The organism is Achromobacter sp. GD03932, from assembly GCF_029839485.1.
Taxonomy (GTDB): domain Bacteria; phylum Pseudomonadota; class Gammaproteobacteria; order Burkholderiales; family Burkholderiaceae_B; genus Achromobacter; species Achromobacter bronchisepticus_A.
Genome location: NZ_JAOCAT010000032.1, coordinates 1 through 14,351, shown reverse-complemented (window position 1 = coordinate 14,351; position 14,351 = coordinate 1). Strand labels below are relative to the sequence as shown.

At 65.6% G+C, this 14,351-nt stretch carries 16 protein-coding genes; 7 read left to right on the top strand and 9 right to left on the bottom strand.

The features are described from left to right. Positions 1 to 56: 56 nt before the first annotated feature. Positions 57 to 968 carry a DMT family transporter gene (locus N5C88_RS25285; RefSeq protein WP_059378405.1) on the bottom strand — a complete coding sequence of 304 codons (912 nt, stop codon included), beginning with the start codon at positions 966 to 968 and terminating at the stop codon, positions 57 to 59. A 160-nt stretch (positions 969 to 1,128) separates the two neighbouring features. Here N5C88_RS25285 and N5C88_RS25280 point away from each other — a divergent pair, with 160 nt between their 5' ends. Both N5C88_RS25280 and N5C88_RS25275 read left to right on the top strand, forming a co-directional pair. Then, the gene (locus N5C88_RS25280; protein ID WP_006226939.1) at positions 1,129 to 1,599 is read left to right on the top strand and encodes an Lrp/AsnC family transcriptional regulator; all 471 of its coding nucleotides are present in this window, start codon (positions 1,129 to 1,131) and stop codon (positions 1,597 to 1,599) included. A 100-nt stretch (positions 1,600 to 1,699) separates the two neighbouring features. After that, positions 1,700 to 1,933 (top strand): hypothetical protein, encoded by a 234-nt coding sequence (locus tag N5C88_RS25275; RefSeq protein WP_059378407.1) that lies wholly within the window; start codon positions 1,700 to 1,702, stop codon positions 1,931 to 1,933. Positions 1,934 to 2,001: 68 nt separating this feature from the next. On the opposite strand, the gene N5C88_RS25270 is transcribed toward N5C88_RS25275, so the two are convergent. From N5C88_RS25270 to N5C88_RS25260, 3 genes are all read right to left on the bottom strand, one after another. Beyond that, on the bottom strand, positions 2,002 to 2,595 hold the full coding sequence (locus N5C88_RS25270; protein WP_059378409.1) for a YSC84-related protein: 594 nt from the start codon (positions 2,593 to 2,595) through the stop codon (positions 2,002 to 2,004). A gap of 120 nt (positions 2,596 to 2,715) precedes the next feature. Continuing rightward, the gene (locus N5C88_RS25265) at positions 2,716 to 3,192 is read right to left on the bottom strand and encodes a hypothetical protein (protein ID WP_251880851.1); all 477 of its coding nucleotides are present in this window, start codon (positions 3,190 to 3,192) and stop codon (positions 2,716 to 2,718) included. Beyond that, positions 3,168 to 4,031: a MurR/RpiR family transcriptional regulator gene (locus tag N5C88_RS25260; RefSeq protein WP_251880854.1), complete on the bottom strand. Its 864-nt coding sequence runs from the start codon at positions 4,029 to 4,031 to the stop codon at positions 3,168 to 3,170. The genes N5C88_RS25265 and N5C88_RS25260 overlap by 25 nt, the downstream gene beginning before the upstream one ends. Before the next feature lie 117 nt (positions 4,032 to 4,148). Between N5C88_RS25260 and N5C88_RS25255 the strand changes: the two genes are divergently transcribed. Then, entirely contained in the window at positions 4,149 to 5,147 is a 999-nt protein-coding gene (locus N5C88_RS25255; RefSeq protein ID WP_280016462.1) for a tripartite tricarboxylate transporter substrate-binding protein, read from the top strand. A gap of 11 nt (positions 5,148 to 5,158) precedes the next feature. Continuing rightward, positions 5,159 to 6,112 (top strand): succinylglutamate desuccinylase/aspartoacylase family protein, encoded by a 954-nt coding sequence (locus tag N5C88_RS25250; RefSeq protein WP_054458229.1) that lies wholly within the window; start codon positions 5,159 to 5,161, stop codon positions 6,110 to 6,112. Between the two features lie 30 nt (positions 6,113 to 6,142). Here N5C88_RS25250 and N5C88_RS25245 read toward each other — a convergent pair whose 3' ends face one another. After that, positions 6,143 to 6,577: a GNAT family acetyltransferase gene (locus N5C88_RS25245; protein WP_059378415.1), complete on the bottom strand. Its 435-nt coding sequence runs from the start codon at positions 6,575 to 6,577 to the stop codon at positions 6,143 to 6,145. Between the two features lie 249 nt (positions 6,578 to 6,826). Then, the gene (locus tag N5C88_RS25240) at positions 6,827 to 7,732 is read right to left on the bottom strand and encodes a PhzF family phenazine biosynthesis protein (RefSeq protein WP_280016461.1); all 906 of its coding nucleotides are present in this window, start codon (positions 7,730 to 7,732) and stop codon (positions 6,827 to 6,829) included. A gap of 142 nt (positions 7,733 to 7,874) precedes the next feature. Here N5C88_RS25240 and N5C88_RS25235 point away from each other — a divergent pair, with 142 nt between their 5' ends. Together N5C88_RS25235 and N5C88_RS25230 are read left to right on the top strand one after the other, a co-directional pair. Then, complete coding sequence (locus N5C88_RS25235; RefSeq protein WP_280016460.1) at positions 7,875 to 8,303, top strand: hypothetical protein; 429 nt, start codon at positions 7,875 to 7,877, stop codon at positions 8,301 to 8,303. A gap of 86 nt (positions 8,304 to 8,389) precedes the next feature. Further along, positions 8,390 to 9,028: a hypothetical protein gene (locus tag N5C88_RS25230; RefSeq protein WP_187523997.1), complete on the top strand. Its 639-nt coding sequence runs from the start codon at positions 8,390 to 8,392 to the stop codon at positions 9,026 to 9,028. A 19-nt stretch (positions 9,029 to 9,047) separates the two neighbouring features. On the opposite strand, the gene N5C88_RS25225 is transcribed toward N5C88_RS25230, so the two are convergent. Beyond that, positions 9,048 to 10,037, bottom strand: coding sequence for a 2-hydroxyacid dehydrogenase (locus tag N5C88_RS25225; RefSeq protein ID WP_280016459.1), 990 nt, complete (start codon positions 10,035 to 10,037; stop codon positions 9,048 to 9,050). Positions 10,038 to 10,171: 134 nt separating this feature from the next. Here N5C88_RS25225 and N5C88_RS25220 point away from each other — a divergent pair, with 134 nt between their 5' ends. Further along, complete coding sequence (locus tag N5C88_RS25220; RefSeq protein ID WP_059378420.1) at positions 10,172 to 11,065, top strand: LysR family transcriptional regulator; 894 nt, start codon at positions 10,172 to 10,174, stop codon at positions 11,063 to 11,065. Between the two features lie 2 nt (positions 11,066 to 11,067). Here N5C88_RS25220 and N5C88_RS25215 read toward each other — a convergent pair whose 3' ends face one another. Beyond that, complete coding sequence (locus N5C88_RS25215) at positions 11,068 to 12,804, bottom strand: dihydroxy-acid dehydratase (RefSeq protein WP_280016458.1); 1,737 nt, start codon at positions 12,802 to 12,804, stop codon at positions 11,068 to 11,070. Between the two features lie 20 nt (positions 12,805 to 12,824). Continuing rightward, a complete protein-coding gene (locus N5C88_RS25210) occupies positions 12,825 to 13,835 on the bottom strand; it encodes a tripartite tricarboxylate transporter substrate binding protein (protein ID WP_118933312.1) in 1,011 nt (336 codons plus the stop codon). Between the last annotated feature and the right edge of the window lie 516 nt (positions 13,836 to 14,351).

The following is a 14,351-nucleotide window of genomic DNA, read 5'->3' as shown; positions in this document are numbered from 1 at the left end:
CTCGACATTCTAGACCGCATCGCTGGCTGGTTTCGCGGCGGCGGCGTGCAGGCGGACTACGAAGCGCGCAGCGCCAAAGGCCGCTTCAGGCGCGTCGCCGCCGCCGACGCCGCCACGCTGGCGCCGATCAGGGCCAGGCCCAGCGCCAGGTCGGCCGAGATGCGCTCCTGGAATACCAGCGAGGACACGATCAGCCCGATCACCGGCACGCACAGCATGGCGATCGAGGTCGCCACCGGCGGCATCTTCTGCGTCATGCCCAGCACCACAATAAAGGTCAGCGCGGTAGCCAGCGGGCCGGTGTACAGGATCACCGGCCATGCCTCGGGCTGCGCCAGGAAGACGGGCGCGCCATCGCGCATCCACGCCAGCGCGGCCAGCGGCAGCGCCGCGATGGCGGTCTGCCAGGGAATCATGTCCGCGCCCAGACGGATATGCCGGTAGCCGCGCAACTGGATGATGTTGCAGGCCCATGCAAAGGACGCGCCCAGCAGCATCGCCAGGCCGACCACCGTGTGCGCCTGCCAGGGGCTGAACGCGGGCGCGACGATGACGGCGATGCCGGCATAGCTCAGCGCCGTCGCGAGCCATTGCGCCATCGACAGGCGTTCCTTCAGGATCAGCGAGGACAGCGGAATGACCCAGATGGAAGTGGCGTAGGCGATCACGGACGCGCGCCCCGGCGCCACGTATTGCATCGCCCACAGCGCCAGCGCCGTGAACGCGCCCATCTGCAGCAACGCCACGCCGGCCACCAGCGGCATTTCCTGCCGCGTGGGCAGGCGCAGGCGGCCCAGCATGCCCAGCACCAGCGCGCTGATCAGCGCGGCCGAGCCGAAGCGGCTGGCGGCCAGCCAGAGCGGGCTCATGTGCGTCAGCCCCAGCTTCATGACGGGCCAATTGCCGCCCCAGATGGCTACCGCGCCGACCAGCGGCAAAAACCTGCCCAACGTGCTCTGCTGACTCATTACTGCCCAATCTACTGCTTGAATATTCCGCGCTTTGGCACAATTGCCAAACGATGGAATAGTCTATAGGGTTAACCCCAGCATATTTCACTGCATTCAAGGGCGATACCCGTCATACTCAGCACACATGAATTGCTGAATGACCATACCTGGGTGACTTATGCCGGAAATCAACCTGGATGCCACCGACATCCGTATCCTCAACGAACTCCAACGCGATGCGCGGCTGACCAATGTCGAGCTCGCCGCGCGCGTGAACCTGTCCGCCTCGCCCTGTCTGGCGCGCGTGCGCCGGCTCGAAACCGAGGGCCTGATCGACCGCCGCGTCACCTTGCTCAATGCCCGCAAGCTGGGCCTGAAGGTCAACGTGTTCATCCAGATCTCGCTGGACAAGCAGCGCAAGGCGGCGCTGGACGTGTTCGAACGCGAGATCGCGGTCCTCCCGGAAATCATGGAGTGCTACCTCATGTCAGGCGACGCCGACTACCTGATACGCGCCCTGGTGCCCGACGTGGACGCACTGGAGCGGCTGATCGTCGAACACATCACCCGCATCCCCGGCGTAGCCAGCATCCGTTCCAGCTTTGCCTTGAAGCAGGTGCTGTACACCACTGCCGTCCCGCTCGCGTGAGGCCCGCGGCGGCAACTTGCGGGATCCGCGACGCCCCTCCACAATGAAAGCGCCGCGCCCCGCGCCGGCGCCCCTCCCATCGCCTAGCAAGGAGAACACCATGCCTGAAACCGACTGGTTCCCCGGCGGCACGCTACCCGATCGTCAGGGCTACTTCGAAGTGGAATTCGAAACGGGTCAAACCGAAATCACGCGCTACGGCCTGCTCGGCTGGGAGCCCGAGCAGGATCGCGGCCGCATCAAACGCTGGCGCGGCCTGGACCCGGACATCGAAGCTGCCGAAATGCAGCGCGAGAGTTCGGTGCGCAACAACGGCGATACGCTCATGGGCTGAAGCGCCGGCTGCCGCGCCAAACAAAAACGCCGCGGAGACCATCCGCGGCGTTTTGCTTGGCAGGCAGCTCAAAGATCCAGTTTGGAGATCTTGGTGCCAGCCAGGGACACGCCTGCCATCAGGCCGCCGTTGTTCATCACGAAACCGACAATGGGCTGCTGCGCCGTGTTGGTGTCGATGCGGCCATTGGCGCCCACGTTGACGACCGCGACCGTCGCGTCGGCGCCCACGGTCCAGCCGCTGCTGTTGCGGAACTTGGCAAGCGCCTCGTCCGTCATGAACAACAGCACCATCGCCTTGGACTGCGCGCCCGCTTGGAAGCCGACGGAACCCGCCGTGGTGCTGTAGTAGCCAGCGGTGGAGCTGCCGACGCGCAGCACGCCCTTGCCATGTTCGGCGCCGATGATGAAGCTGCCGCTCAACACATCGGGAAAGATCAGCACGCCCCGGGCGCGCGCGACCAGTTCCCTGGACTGCGGCGAGGCTTGATAGAGCTTGCCCAAGGTGGCGTCGGCCGCACTGTTCAGCGATTGGCGCTGTTCAGTCGCGGTTGCCGAGGATTTGGGACTGGTGGTGGTGCAGCCGGTAAACATCAGGCCGGCCACACCGATCGCCGCGGCGGCCAGGCCAGCGCGGCGCAAGACAGGAAAAGTATCAAACATGGAACTCTCCTTTGTTGTTGTCACCCTACACCAATGTACCGGGCAAATCCGCCAGCGCAAAGCATGCGATTGTGTGAAAAGAAACAAAAACCTGCCTGCCGCCGCGGGTCGGGCCCGCCGCTACAGGATGCCGTAGCGCGGTTCACCCGTGGCTTCATCCACCGACACGATGCCGGACAGCACCAGTTCGGCATGGCGTCTGGCCGTCCCGGGATCCTCGAAGGTCACGAAGCGCGGCAGCGACCAGCGGCGCTCGAATTCGCCTGCCACCCTGCGGCATACCGCAACCTCGATCGCCAACATGCCGGTATCCAGCCGGATGACCTGGCATTCCACCTCGAATCCATCAATATGACGCTGTGGCCACGCGCCCATTCCTTGCTCCTCGAAATTGCTTTTCCCGGCCGCAATATGCCAAAAAATTTTTGGCTTGAAAAGCAATGTTTTCAAGGAGTTATGGAGTACTAGAGCAGGTAGTGCGAACGCATCTTGCCGCGCCTCCAAATGGCCGAAAATCGGTCCGAATCCAGGCCTTTGGCACTCGCCGCGCACAACGGTGCGGGCCGCGTCTTTCAGCCGCCCGGCGGGCGTATCCATTGCGCATCCCACAAGCCTTCGCCGCGCTCCAACGCCGCGCCCAAGGCCTGTTTGCTGCGCTGCGCCACCGCCGCGAGCAAGGCATTGCAGACGGAAAAGGCCGCGGTGTAGGAATCGAAAGGCGATGCGCTGGAGCTGCGCGCGATCAGCACGTGGTGTGCCGACGCCGCAGCGGGCGCCGACGCCGAATCGGTGATCAGGATCACCTTGCCGCCGCGCTGCCGGAAGTACTGCACCGCCTTGGCCGCGGCAACTGAATAGCGCCTGAAGGTAAACGCCAGCAGCACGTCGGCCTCGTCGATCCAGAGCAACTGGTCTTCCAGGAACAACGGACCGGCGGCGACCATGGGCCTGACCGAAGGCAGGCACAGGTTCAGGTACAAGGCCACGTGGCTGGCCAGCGGCGCGGCCTGGCGCAGCCCCAGCACGTGCACCCGCCCCTTGCGCTGCGTCAGCAGCCGCACGGCGGCCTCGAAAGCCGCCACGTCGATCGACGCGTAAGTCTCCTTCAGGTTGTGCTGGTCGTGCAGCAAGGCGTTGTGCAGGCAGGCGCGCGGCGACGGCTTGTCGGCGCCCACCGCGTCCGCGCGTTCGCCGGGCGAGGCCAGGCGCGCCGTCACCTCCGCGCGCGCCTCCATCTGCGCCTGCGCATAGCTTTCGTAGCCGAGCTTGGCCAACAGGCGCACCACGGTGGAAGCGCTGGTGCCGACCTGCCTGGCCAGCGCCGTCGCCGATTCCAGCAAGCTCTGCGGATAGCGCGCCTGCATTTCCTCGACCAGCATTTGTTCGCTCTTGCTGAGCTTGCGGCCGTAGCCGGCGATACGTTGGTGCAGGTTCATCCTTGCATGGCCCTAGGTGATAACCCCAAATCTCACAACACACATTGCATCTTATATTGCAGCCTGCAATTTTCATTGCAAATTAGACCAAACCCGCAGACATCACAAGAGAGTTCCATGAAGCATCACCCCCAGGGGCCGTCCATGACCCGCCGCAGCCTGGTCCTGGCCGGCCTGGGCGCCGCCTTGCTGCCGCTGGCCGCGCGCGCCGACGCCTATCCTTCGCGCCCCATCACGCTGGTCGTCCCCTTTCCTGCGGGCGGCTCCGTCGACCTGATCGGCCGGCTGTACGCGGACGCCCTGGGCAAGGCGCTGGGTACCAGCGTCATCATCGAGAACCGCGACGGTGCGGGCGGCGCCATCGGCAGCAAGCGCGTCGCGCGCGCCACGCCGGACGGCTACACCTTGGTCGCGTCCTCGCAAAGCTCGCACCTGGCCAACCCGCTGATGCGCAACGACCTGGGCTACGACCCGATCAAGGACTTCGTCTCGATCTCGCAGCTGTCGCGCACGCCCAATGTGCTGGTGACCAACGCCGCCGTGCCGGCCCGCAACCTGGCGGAATTCGTGGCGCTGCTGAAGGCGCGCCCCGACCAGCTGCACTATGCCACCGCGGGCATCGGCAGCATGGGTCAGCTCAACGCCGAACTGCTGAAGAACACCTTGCAGTTGCAGGCCGTGCACGTGCCCTATCGCGGCGGCGCACCGCTGATCAACGCGCTGCTGTCCGACCAGGCGCAGTTCGCGCTGGACAACCTGGCGCCCTTCCTGCCCCACATCCAGGTCGGCAAGATGCGCGCGCTGGCGGTGGCCGCCCCCAAGCGCCTGGACTCCCTGCCCGACGTGCCGACCTTCGAGGAACTGGGCTATCCCGTGCTCAACTCCATGTCGTGGATCGGCCTGGCCGCGCCCGCCGGCACGCCGCCCGACATCGTCCAGAAGCTGCTGGCCGCCGTGCGCACCGCCGCCACCGAGGACGGCATGCCGCAATCCCTGGAAAAGGCCGGCGCGCTGCCCCCCGAGAACCAGACTCCGCAGCAGTTCACCGCCATGATGTCCGAGCGCCTGGCGTTGTACAAAGACCTGATCGACCGCGCCGGCATCCGTCCTGAATAGGCCCTACTCCCATGAAAAATCCCGCTTTCGAACCCGACACCGCTCCGCTCGAAGTCCTGCCGCGCGATCTCTCGGCCTACCGCGAGGGCAATGTCGGCATTCCCTACGTGCACCGTTTCGAGTCTGGCCGCCCCGGCCCGCACGTGCTGATCAACGCCATCACGCACGGCAACGAAATCTGCGGCATGGTGGCCGCGACCCATCTGCTGGACAGCGGCGTGCGCCCCAAGATCGGCACGCTCACCGTCAGCTTCGCGCACGTCGAAGCCTATGAAGCCTTCGATATCGAAAACCCCTACGAGAACCGCCAGCTCGTCCACAACCTGAACCGCATCTGGTCGGCAGCCATGCTGGACGGCCCGGAAGACAGCCCCGAACTGCGCCGCGCCCGCGAGCTGCGTCCGGTGCTCGACGCTGCAGACTTCGTGCTCGACATCCACTCCACGCGTGCGCCGGTGCAGCCCTTCTGGGTCTACACCGAGATGGACCGCAACACGGCGCTGGCCAGCGCCGTCGGCGTGCCGCAGGTGCATCTGGTGATGCCGCCCGACCTTTTTCCTGGCACCGGCGTCATGGGCTACGGCCGCCATGGCGATCCGCACTCCGACAGCAGCGGATCGCTGGTGGTCGAATGCGGCCAGCACTTCGCGCAATCCGCCGCCGACCTGGCCACGGACGTCACGCTGCGCTTCCTGGCGCACACGGGCCTGATCGACATGCCTGCCGGCACGCCGCCCCCGCCCGCGCCGCAGCGCTACCGCCTGCTCGAAGTGCATATGGTGAAGTCCGAGGACTTCACCTTCACGCGCCCAGTGATCGGCTTCGAGACCTTCGCCAAGGGTGAACTCATCGCCATGAACGGCACCGAGGAAATCCGTTCGCCCTGCGATGACTGCACCATCTTCATGCCCACCCGCATGCCCATCGTGGGCCGCGAAGCGGTATACCTGACCGTGGCGATCTGATCGCTGCCGCGCGCGCCTGGTCCGGTGCCGTCAAAGGTCCGGAATCAGGCGCTTGCCCAGGCTGATGACCTCGTCCTGCTGAAAGCCCAGGGTCGCGTAGAAATCCTTCACCGCGGCATTGCCGGACCGGATCAGCAGATTGATCTTGGGGCAGCCCATTTCCAGCAACCTGCGTTCGACTGCCTGCATCAGCGCGGTCGCGTGGCCGCGGCGCTGATGCGCGGGCGAGACCGCCAGGTAGTTGATCCAGGCGCGATGGCCGTCATAGCCGCCCATCAGCGTCGCGACGATCGCGCCGTCCGCCTCTCCCACCAGGAACAGATCCGCCTGCACCGCAAGCTTGCGCTCGATGTCCTTGCGCGGATCGTTCCATGGGCGGGTCAGGCCGCAGTCATGCCACAGCTGGATGATCGCGGCTTCATCGGTCGAATGGTAGGGCCGGATGGCGAGGTCTTGCGCACTCATGCTTCGTTCCTTCAAGGATGGCAACGAAAGCCTTGCGATACGCCTCGACAGCGGGACCAGCCAGAAACAGAAAAGCCACGAGGAGTATCGTGGCTTTCAGGGATAGGCGCCGAGGGTTCGGCGCCTGGACGTGACTGGCCACTCAACGTAAACGTTGAGCGATTCGTCGGCAGGTTGCGCCGGAGATCGGCGCGAAATGCGGTGCGTTCATGCGGTCAGCATACACGAGGCCACGTGGAGCCGCCAGGCTCAAGACACATCAGGCGCCGCCAGCGTACCTTCCATCACCACCACGGCCTCTCCCGCCACACCCGCCCAGACGCCATCTGCGCGCGGTTCGGCGTGGGCCAGCAGCACGCTGGCGCGTCCCATGTCCACGCCCTGTTCCACCCGCAGGCGCAGCGCGCCCGCGCCGCCCTGGGCCGTGCGCAAGGCTGTCATGGCCGCCGTCGCGCTGCCGGTCGCGGGGTCTTCGGTCATGCGACCCGTGAACATGCGAGCCTGGACATCCGCCTGTGCACCCGCGCCCGTATCGGTGGTGTAGGCATAGATGGACTTTGCGCCGTCCAGCGGCAGCAAGGCCGCGTAGCCTGCCGGGTCTGGCACGGCCCGGCGCAAGGCGTCGCGGCTGGCCAATTGCACCACCAGGAAGATCAGGCCTACCGACGCCACCTGCGGCGCATGCGTGGAGCTATCGATGTCCGCAGGCTCCAGGCTCAAGGCCCGCGCGACCGCGGCGGCCGGCGCCTCGCTGGCGCGCGACAGCGGTTGCGGCGCAAGCAGCTGCGCACCGGCCGAGCCGCTTGCGCCCGTGCGCAGCGCAATGCGCACCAGTCCCGCCTCTTCCTCGAACACAAAGGTTTCCGGCACAGTCCGGCCGGAGGCAGCCATTTCTCGTGCCAGCACCACGGCCGTACCGACGTTGGGATGCCCCGCGAACGGCACTTCGCGGTCGGGCGTGAAGATACGCACCCAAGCGGTATGGGCCGGATCCCGCGGCGGCAGCACAAAGCTGGTTTCGGAATAGTTGAACTCGCGCGCGATGCGCTGCATCTGCGCCGCGCTCAGCCCCTGGGCGTCGAACACGACGGCCAGCGGATTGCCGCCGTACGCTTGGCTGGTGAACACATCGGCGGTGACATAACGGTAGCGCATGGAACGTCCTCTCAAACCGTGCGGACTGCGCGGCGACCTGTAAAGTTTGCGGGGCCAGCGTGTGGCCCGCCAGACACAGAGGCGGTGAATCGGGACCGTAACAGCGGGGGGATTTGGCATAGACTATTTCCCCAAGACTGGCATGCTTGCCTTCCAGCCACCGGCACATGACGATTTGCTCACGCCCGGAACCCGCCATATGTCCACGGTACGCACCTACTTCGAGAACCGCCTGCCTGCTGGTGAACTTGTCCGCCTGATGCTGGCGCAGGAGCCGTTCTTTCTTGAGGACATCGTCGACATCGATCAAACCGCCGCGGCGATGCAGGCGTTCTGCCATGAACACGGACTGACCGCTCGGGTGCTCAAGCAGCCCTACAACACCGGCATCACGGGTTGGGATCTGGCCAGTTTTCTTCCCGCCTGGATCGGCGCCCTGGGCCTCGGACTGCTTGCAGCCACCGCCCCGGGCAGGCAACCAATGGACGTCACCATCAAATTGCGCAGCAACAGTCTGCTCGAAGTGTGTTTCTCCCGGCCTGCCCCAGGTCCGGGCGCCGCCCTGCCTTGATCTCCGCGGCGCATCGCCCTCCTGTCTTGCATCAACTCGCCCCCACGCAGGCCTAGTACAATGTCCCATATATGGGGATGAAAAAGATGAAAGACAGTGCAAGACCCGCGGGGGCTCTTACCGTCGAAGCGGCGGTACGTCTGGCAGAGAACTGGGCCCGCGCGCATCACGCGGACGCCGATCGAAGCCGGAAGTTCGCCACCCAATGGCATCGGGACACGAGCCCCGACGACAGGCAAGGCGACGTGCTCCTGAGGGATCTCGCCTTCTTTTTCCAGGCCGCTTCCAACGACGCCGCTTACTGGCGCTCGGTCGGAGACTTCACCGAGGAAGCCACTGGCCCCTGGGGAGTCCAGGCGCTGAAAGCCTTGGCCGGCTTGAACCTCATCGGCCTGGCGGCGTCCCTTATCCTGTTCGCCGCGCGCGACAGCTCGGCCTTCACGGCGGGCGCAATCAGCGCCTGCGCTTTGTTCCTGGCCGGGCTGCTGCTGGCCTATCCGGCGCTGCGGCTCACTCGCATTTCCCGCTCCACGGCGAACGCCGCCTCGGCCTTGCAAAGCCGCGAAGCGGGCGCCGCGTGGACCTGGGAACAACTGCGCTCCGCCAACGTCGGCAACCCCAACGTCGGCCGCAAGGAACGCAAGATCGCCTTGCGCCTGGCCGTCATCATGGCAGCCACCGCGACGGCGGGCTGCGCGCTGTTGATTGCCACGGTGTGGTTCTAGCGGGCAGCCCAACGTCCAGCTACGCCACTGGCGTAACTGCCCTCCCCGTCGTAAAGAACGACACCAGGTTCCGTATCGCCAGCTCCGCCATCTGGCGGCGAGTTTCGTGCGTGGCGCTGCCGATATGGGGCGCCAGGATCACGTTGGACAGGTGCCGCAGCGGGCTCTCGCCCAACGGCTCGCTTTCGAAGACGTCCAGCGCGGCGCCCTGGATGATGCCGTTGGCCAGCGCATGGCACAGGTCGGCCTCGTTGATCACCGAGCCGCGGGCGACGTTGACGACCAGCCCCTCCGGCCCCAGCGCACTCAACACGGCGGCGTCGACGATATGGTGCGTCGCCGCCCCGCCGGGGCACGACAGGACCAGCACGTCCACATGGCTGGCCATGGCAGGCAGAGAATCAAAATGCCGCCACGGCGCCTCCTGGCGCGTGCGGCCGAAGTAGCTGAGGTCCACTTCAAACGGCACGAGCCGCTGGACGATCTCTTTGCCGATGCGCCCTAAACCGACGATGCCGACCTTCCTGCCCGCCAGGCTCGCCCCCAACGGAAAGGGCGAGGCTTCCCATGCGCCCGCGCGCACAAAGCTGTCGGCCGCAGGCAGCTTGCGCAGCAGGGCGAGCAACAGCCCCACCGCCAATTCGGCCACGGCCTTGTTCAACACGTCCGGCGTGTTGGTCACGACGATGTTCTTTTCACGCGCGCGGTCCAGCGCGATGCCGTCGTAGCCGACGCCGTTGGTGGCGATGATGCGCAGCCCAGGCAAGCGATCCATCAGCTCGGCGGGAATCCGGTAGTTCGAGCGCGTGACGATGCCGCCGATCGCCTCGGCCTGCGCGGGATCGTTTTGCAGCGCCTCCTCGTCGATCAACGTGAACCTCGAACGGAACTGCGCTTCCACCGACTCGGGAAAAACCCCTACCTTGAGCAGAGGGGGAAACCTGCCGTCCCCCTTGCCGGGGCCATTTGCTGCTGCCTGGCGCGCTTGGGCCAGTTCATGCTCGATCATGGATTTCAACCTCGACGCTATAACATACGAAAAATTGGCGCGATAAGCCTGCAACCATCGCAGCCGGGTTCGTAGCGGTTCGTGCGATCTTCAACCTGAAGTTTCTCCTTTCAGGGCAATAGGCCCATCGCATCATGGACATCAAGTGCATGCAGAGCTTCGTCGCGGTCGTCGAAGCCGGTTCGTTCGCCGAAGCGGCGCGCAAGCTCGATCTGACCTCGGCCGCCATCGCCGCGCGCATCAAGGCGTTGGAGATGGACCTGGGCGTGGCGCTGGTCAAGCGCTCCGGGCGTTCGGTGCGGCCGACCGAGAGCGGCATGCGCATCCTCGAAGGCACCAAGGCGGCCATCCGCAATATCCGCGATCTGCGCGCCATGGCCGTCGACGGCGACCAGCCGGGCGAATTCCGCATCGGCTGTTTCGTGTCCGCGTTGACGAACGTGCTGCCGCCGATACTGAAATCGCTGTACCGCAAGCATCCGGACGCCTGCGTCTTCGTCACGCCCGGCGGCTCCATCGACCTGTGCGGCAAGGTGGTCAGCGGCGAACTGGACGCTGCCATCGTGGTGGAACCGCAGTTCGCCGTGCCCAAGAGCTGTCTCTGGCAGCCGTTCATGGAAGAGCCGCTGGTCGTGGTGGCGCCGTCCCATCTTGCGGACCAGGACGCCCACACCCTGCTGTCGACCCAACCCTTCATACGGTATGACCGCAACATCTACGGCGGCCAGTTGGCCGACCGCTATCTGCGCGACCATCAGATCTGGCCCAAGCAGCGGCTGGAAATCGACGGCCTGCTTGCCATCGTCGCGCTGGTGCACGAAGGCCTGGGCGTTGCGCTGATTCCGGACTGGTCGTCCATGTGGAAATCGCTCGACGTGGCGCGCATCCCGCTGCCCAACCGCGCGCCCGTGCGCCGGAACGGCCTGATCTGGAATACCCGCGGCCATCATGCCAAGATGGCCGCGTCGATTTCCCAGGATGCCCGGACCCTCTTCGGCAACATGGAAGCACGCCGGGCAACGCCATAGCCCTACTTCGACTTGCCCGGCACGCCGCGCAGGAAGTCGAAATCCACGCCCTTGTCGGCCTGGGTCACCGTATCGAGGAAGAGCTTCTTGTAGCCACGCTCGGCCGTGGGCGGCGTGACCGGCTGTTCGCGGCGGCGGCGGTCCAGCTCTTCGTCCGGCACCAGCAGGGAGATCTCGCGCCGGCTCACGCTCAGGCGTATGCGGTCGCCGTTCCTGACATAGGCCAGCGGCCCGCCTATGGCCGCTTCCGGCGTGACGTGCAGCACGATGGTGCCAAAGGCGGTGCCGCTCATGCGGCCGTCCGAAATCCGGATGATGTCCTTCACCCCCTGCGACGCCAGTTTCTTGGGGATCGGGATGTAGCCCGCCTCCGGCATGCCGGGCGCGCCCTTGGGACCGATGTTCTTCAGCACCAGGATGTCCTGCGGCGTGACGTCCAGATCGGCGGCGTCGATGCGGCCCGCCAGATCTTCGGCGTTCTCGAACACCACGGCGCGGCCTTCGTGCTCCATCAGCCCGGCGTTGGCGGAAGACTGCTTGATGATGGCGCCCTCGGGCGCGAGGTTGCCGGACAGCACCGCTATCCCGCCCTGCGGATAGATCGGATTCTGCCTGGTCCTGACCACGGTCTGCGGGAACCCCGGCCCCGCGCGCTCGATCTCCTCGCCCAGCGTCCTGCCGGTCACGGTCAGCGCGTCGAGCTTCAACAGCGGCTTGAGTTCGCGCAGCAGCGTGGCCATGCCGCCCGCCTTGTGGAAGTCCTCCATGTAGTGCTGGCCCGACGGTTTCAGGTCCACCAGCACGGGCGTCTCGCGCCCCATGCGGTCCAGCGCCTGCAGATCCAGGTCCAGGCCCAGCCGGCCGGCGATGGCGATCAGGTGGATGATGCCGTTGGTGGACCCGCCGATGGCCAGCAGCACGCGCATGGCATTCTCGAAGGAATCCGCGGTCAGGATCTTCGAGACCGACAGGCGCTGCCTGGCGATCTCGACGGCCTGTGTGCCCGTGAGTTCAGCGATACGCATCCGGTCCGCCGTGACGGCCGGCGGCGTGGCGCCGCCAGGCACGGTCATGCCCAGCGCTTCGGCGATACAGGCCATGGTGCTTGCCGTGCCCATGACCGAACAGGTGCCCACGCTGGCCACGAGCTGGTTGTTGACATCTGCGATCTCCTGAGCGTCGATCTCTTCGGCGCGGTACTTGCCCCAGTACCGGCGGCAATCCGTGCATGCGCCCACCCGTTCCGAACGGTGCGAACCCGTCAGCATCGACCCCGTCACCAGCTGGATCGCCGGGATGTCCGCCGACGCGGCCCCCATGAGCTGGGCGGGCACGGTCTTGTCGCATCCGCCTATCAGCACCACCGCATCCATGGGCTGGGCGCGTATCAGCTCCTCGGTGTCCATGGACATGAGGTTGCGCAAGTACATGCTGGTGGGAAAGGAAAAGCTCTCGTGGATGGAGATGGTCGGGAAGTCCATCGGCAGCCCGCCGGCGAACATGATGCCGCGCTTCACGGCCTCCAGCAGCTGCGGCGCGTTGCCGTGGCAGGGGTTGTAGGCGCTGCCCGTGTTGGCGATGCCGATCACCGGCCGGTCCAGCGCGCCGTCCGTGTAGCCCGCGCCCTTGATGAAGGCCTTGCGCAGGAACAGCGAAAAGCCGCTGTCGCCATAGCTGGTTAGGCCTTTGCGCAGGCCGCCGGCCTCGCCCTGCGACGCCTCGGTGTTTTTCTTGCTCATCTTGTTCAAGCTGCTTCCAGTTAATTTGCGGTAATGCCGCCGTCGCGGATGACCTTGGCCCATTGCTCGATTTCAGCGTTCAGGCGCGCCTTGGAGGCTTCGACGTCTAACGCGTCGGCGTAGACGCCTTGCTGCAACAGCTGGGCCTTGGCATCGTCCTTGGCCAGCGCCGTGGTCAGCGCCTTGTTGATCTTGGCGACGATGGGAGCCGGCGTGCCGGCCGGCGCCATCACGCCAAAGAGCGAACTGACGTTGAAGCCGCTGAAGCCTTGTTCCTCGGCGGTGGGGATATCCGGCAACATCGAAACGCGCTGCGGCGTCAGCACGGCCAGCGGACGCAACTGGCCGGACTTGATGAAGGAGATCGCGGCGGGCACCGTCTCTGTCATCGTCTCCACCTGGCCGCCGACCAGGTCCGTCATGGCCGGGCCGCTGCCGCGATAGGCCACGTGCACGATGTTGACGCCTGCTATCTGCTTGAAGAGTTCCATCGCCATGCGCTGCGGCGCGCCCGCTCCCGACGAGGCGAAATTGAGTTTTCCAGGATTCGCCTTGGCGTAGCTCACCAGATCGGCCAACGAGTTGATCGGCAGCTTGGGATTGACCACGGCCACCAGCGGCACGAAACCGACCACTCCGGCGGGCGCGAAGTCCTTGCGCAAATCGTAGGGAATGGTGTCCTTCTCCAGGGTCGCCATGACCGAATGCGAAGTCAGCGCCCCCATCAACAATGTGTAGCCGTCGGGCTGGGCACGCGCCACTTCGGCCGCTCCGATATTGCCGCCCGCTCCGCCCCGGTTCTCGATCACGACCTGGCCGCCGATCTGTTCGCTCAGGCGCTGGCCGACGATGCGCCCGATCACGTCGGTCGCGCCTCCCGGCGGGTACGGAATGATCAGGCGGATGGGCTTGCCGGGATAGCTATCGGCGCCCTGTGCGTAGGCATGGCCAGGAACGGTGAAGGCGGCTGCCGCGATGAAGGCGGCCACGGCGATGTGAATGCGCTTGCGCGCGGCATTCTTACAGAACATTGTTGTCTCCCGATGCGTTCTTATGGCTTGAAAGCTCTAGGCGCATGTTCGCAAACTCTCGTCTGCGAAAAGAGAAAAAAATTTATGTTCTGTCAAAAAAATCCGTGCGAGTCCTGGGGCGTTCGGATGAGGAAAATCCGGATCGCACTTCGGTATTGTGAAGCAGGGTTCTTGAGTCGCCGGCGTCCGGCCTGCGGGATTCCGATGCTCGCCCCGGTGGGGCTGCGCTTCGGATCCCTCCGCCCCGCCACCGGCTCAAGGCATCTGCCCATGAAGGGGGCTGAAACCAATGCACTAGGCGACTGCCAGCCGAGGCGGCCCGGAGCCATCCGAAGCGCAGCCCCATTGGGGCGAGCATCGGAATGGCGCAGGGCTGCCTTGGCGGTTAAAGAACCCTGATATCTGCAAGCTCGGAGCCCTGCCGTCTCGGTTTTGCGAGGTAGGGTTCTTGAGCCGCCGGCGTCCGGACTGCGGGATTCCGATGCTCGCCCCGGTGGGGCTGCGCTTCGAATCCCT

What these genes read in the sequence shown, in the direction of transcription:
- N5C88_RS25220 (WP_059378420.1), top strand. Translation starts at nt 10,172, where the DNA reads ATGGACATCAAGTGCATGCAGAGCTTCGTCGCGGTCGTCGAAGCCGGT.
- N5C88_RS25235 (WP_280016460.1), top strand. Translation starts at nt 7,875, where the DNA reads ATGCTTGCCTTCCAGCCACCGGCACATGACGATTTGCTCACGCCCGGA.
- N5C88_RS25245 (WP_059378415.1), bottom strand. Translation starts at nt 6,577, where the DNA reads ATGAGTGCGCAAGACCTCGCCATCCGGCCCTACCATTCGACCGATGAA.
- N5C88_RS25255 (WP_280016462.1), top strand. Translation starts at nt 4,149, where the DNA reads ATGAAGCATCACCCCCAGGGGCCGTCCATGACCCGCCGCAGCCTGGTC.
- N5C88_RS25210 (WP_118933312.1), bottom strand. Translation starts at nt 13,835, where the DNA reads ATGTTCTGTAAGAATGCCGCGCGCAAGCGCATTCACATCGCCGTGGCC.
- N5C88_RS25215 (WP_280016458.1), bottom strand. Translation starts at nt 12,804, where the DNA reads ATGAGCAAGAAAAACACCGAGGCGTCGCAGGGCGAGGCCGGCGGCCTG.
- N5C88_RS25270 (WP_059378409.1), bottom strand. Translation starts at nt 2,595, where the DNA reads ATGTTTGATACTTTTCCTGTCTTGCGCCGCGCTGGCCTGGCCGCCGCG.
- N5C88_RS25280 (WP_006226939.1), top strand. Translation starts at nt 1,129, where the DNA reads ATGCCGGAAATCAACCTGGATGCCACCGACATCCGTATCCTCAACGAA.
- N5C88_RS25275 (WP_059378407.1), top strand. Translation starts at nt 1,700, where the DNA reads ATGCCTGAAACCGACTGGTTCCCCGGCGGCACGCTACCCGATCGTCAG.
- N5C88_RS25260 (WP_251880854.1), bottom strand. Translation starts at nt 4,031, where the DNA reads ATGAACCTGCACCAACGTATCGCCGGCTACGGCCGCAAGCTCAGCAAG.
- N5C88_RS25240 (WP_280016461.1), bottom strand. Translation starts at nt 7,732, where the DNA reads ATGCGCTACCGTTATGTCACCGCCGATGTGTTCACCAGCCAAGCGTAC.
- N5C88_RS25230 (WP_187523997.1), top strand. Translation starts at nt 8,390, where the DNA reads ATGAAAGACAGTGCAAGACCCGCGGGGGCTCTTACCGTCGAAGCGGCG.
- N5C88_RS25250 (WP_054458229.1), top strand. Translation starts at nt 5,159, where the DNA reads ATGAAAAATCCCGCTTTCGAACCCGACACCGCTCCGCTCGAAGTCCTG.
- N5C88_RS25285 (WP_059378405.1), bottom strand. Translation starts at nt 968, where the DNA reads ATGAGTCAGCAGAGCACGTTGGGCAGGTTTTTGCCGCTGGTCGGCGCG.
- N5C88_RS25265 (WP_251880851.1), bottom strand. Translation starts at nt 3,192, where the DNA reads ATGGATACGCCCGCCGGGCGGCTGAAAGACGCGGCCCGCACCGTTGTG.
- N5C88_RS25225 (WP_280016459.1), bottom strand. Translation starts at nt 10,037, where the DNA reads ATGATCGAGCATGAACTGGCCCAAGCGCGCCAGGCAGCAGCAAATGGC.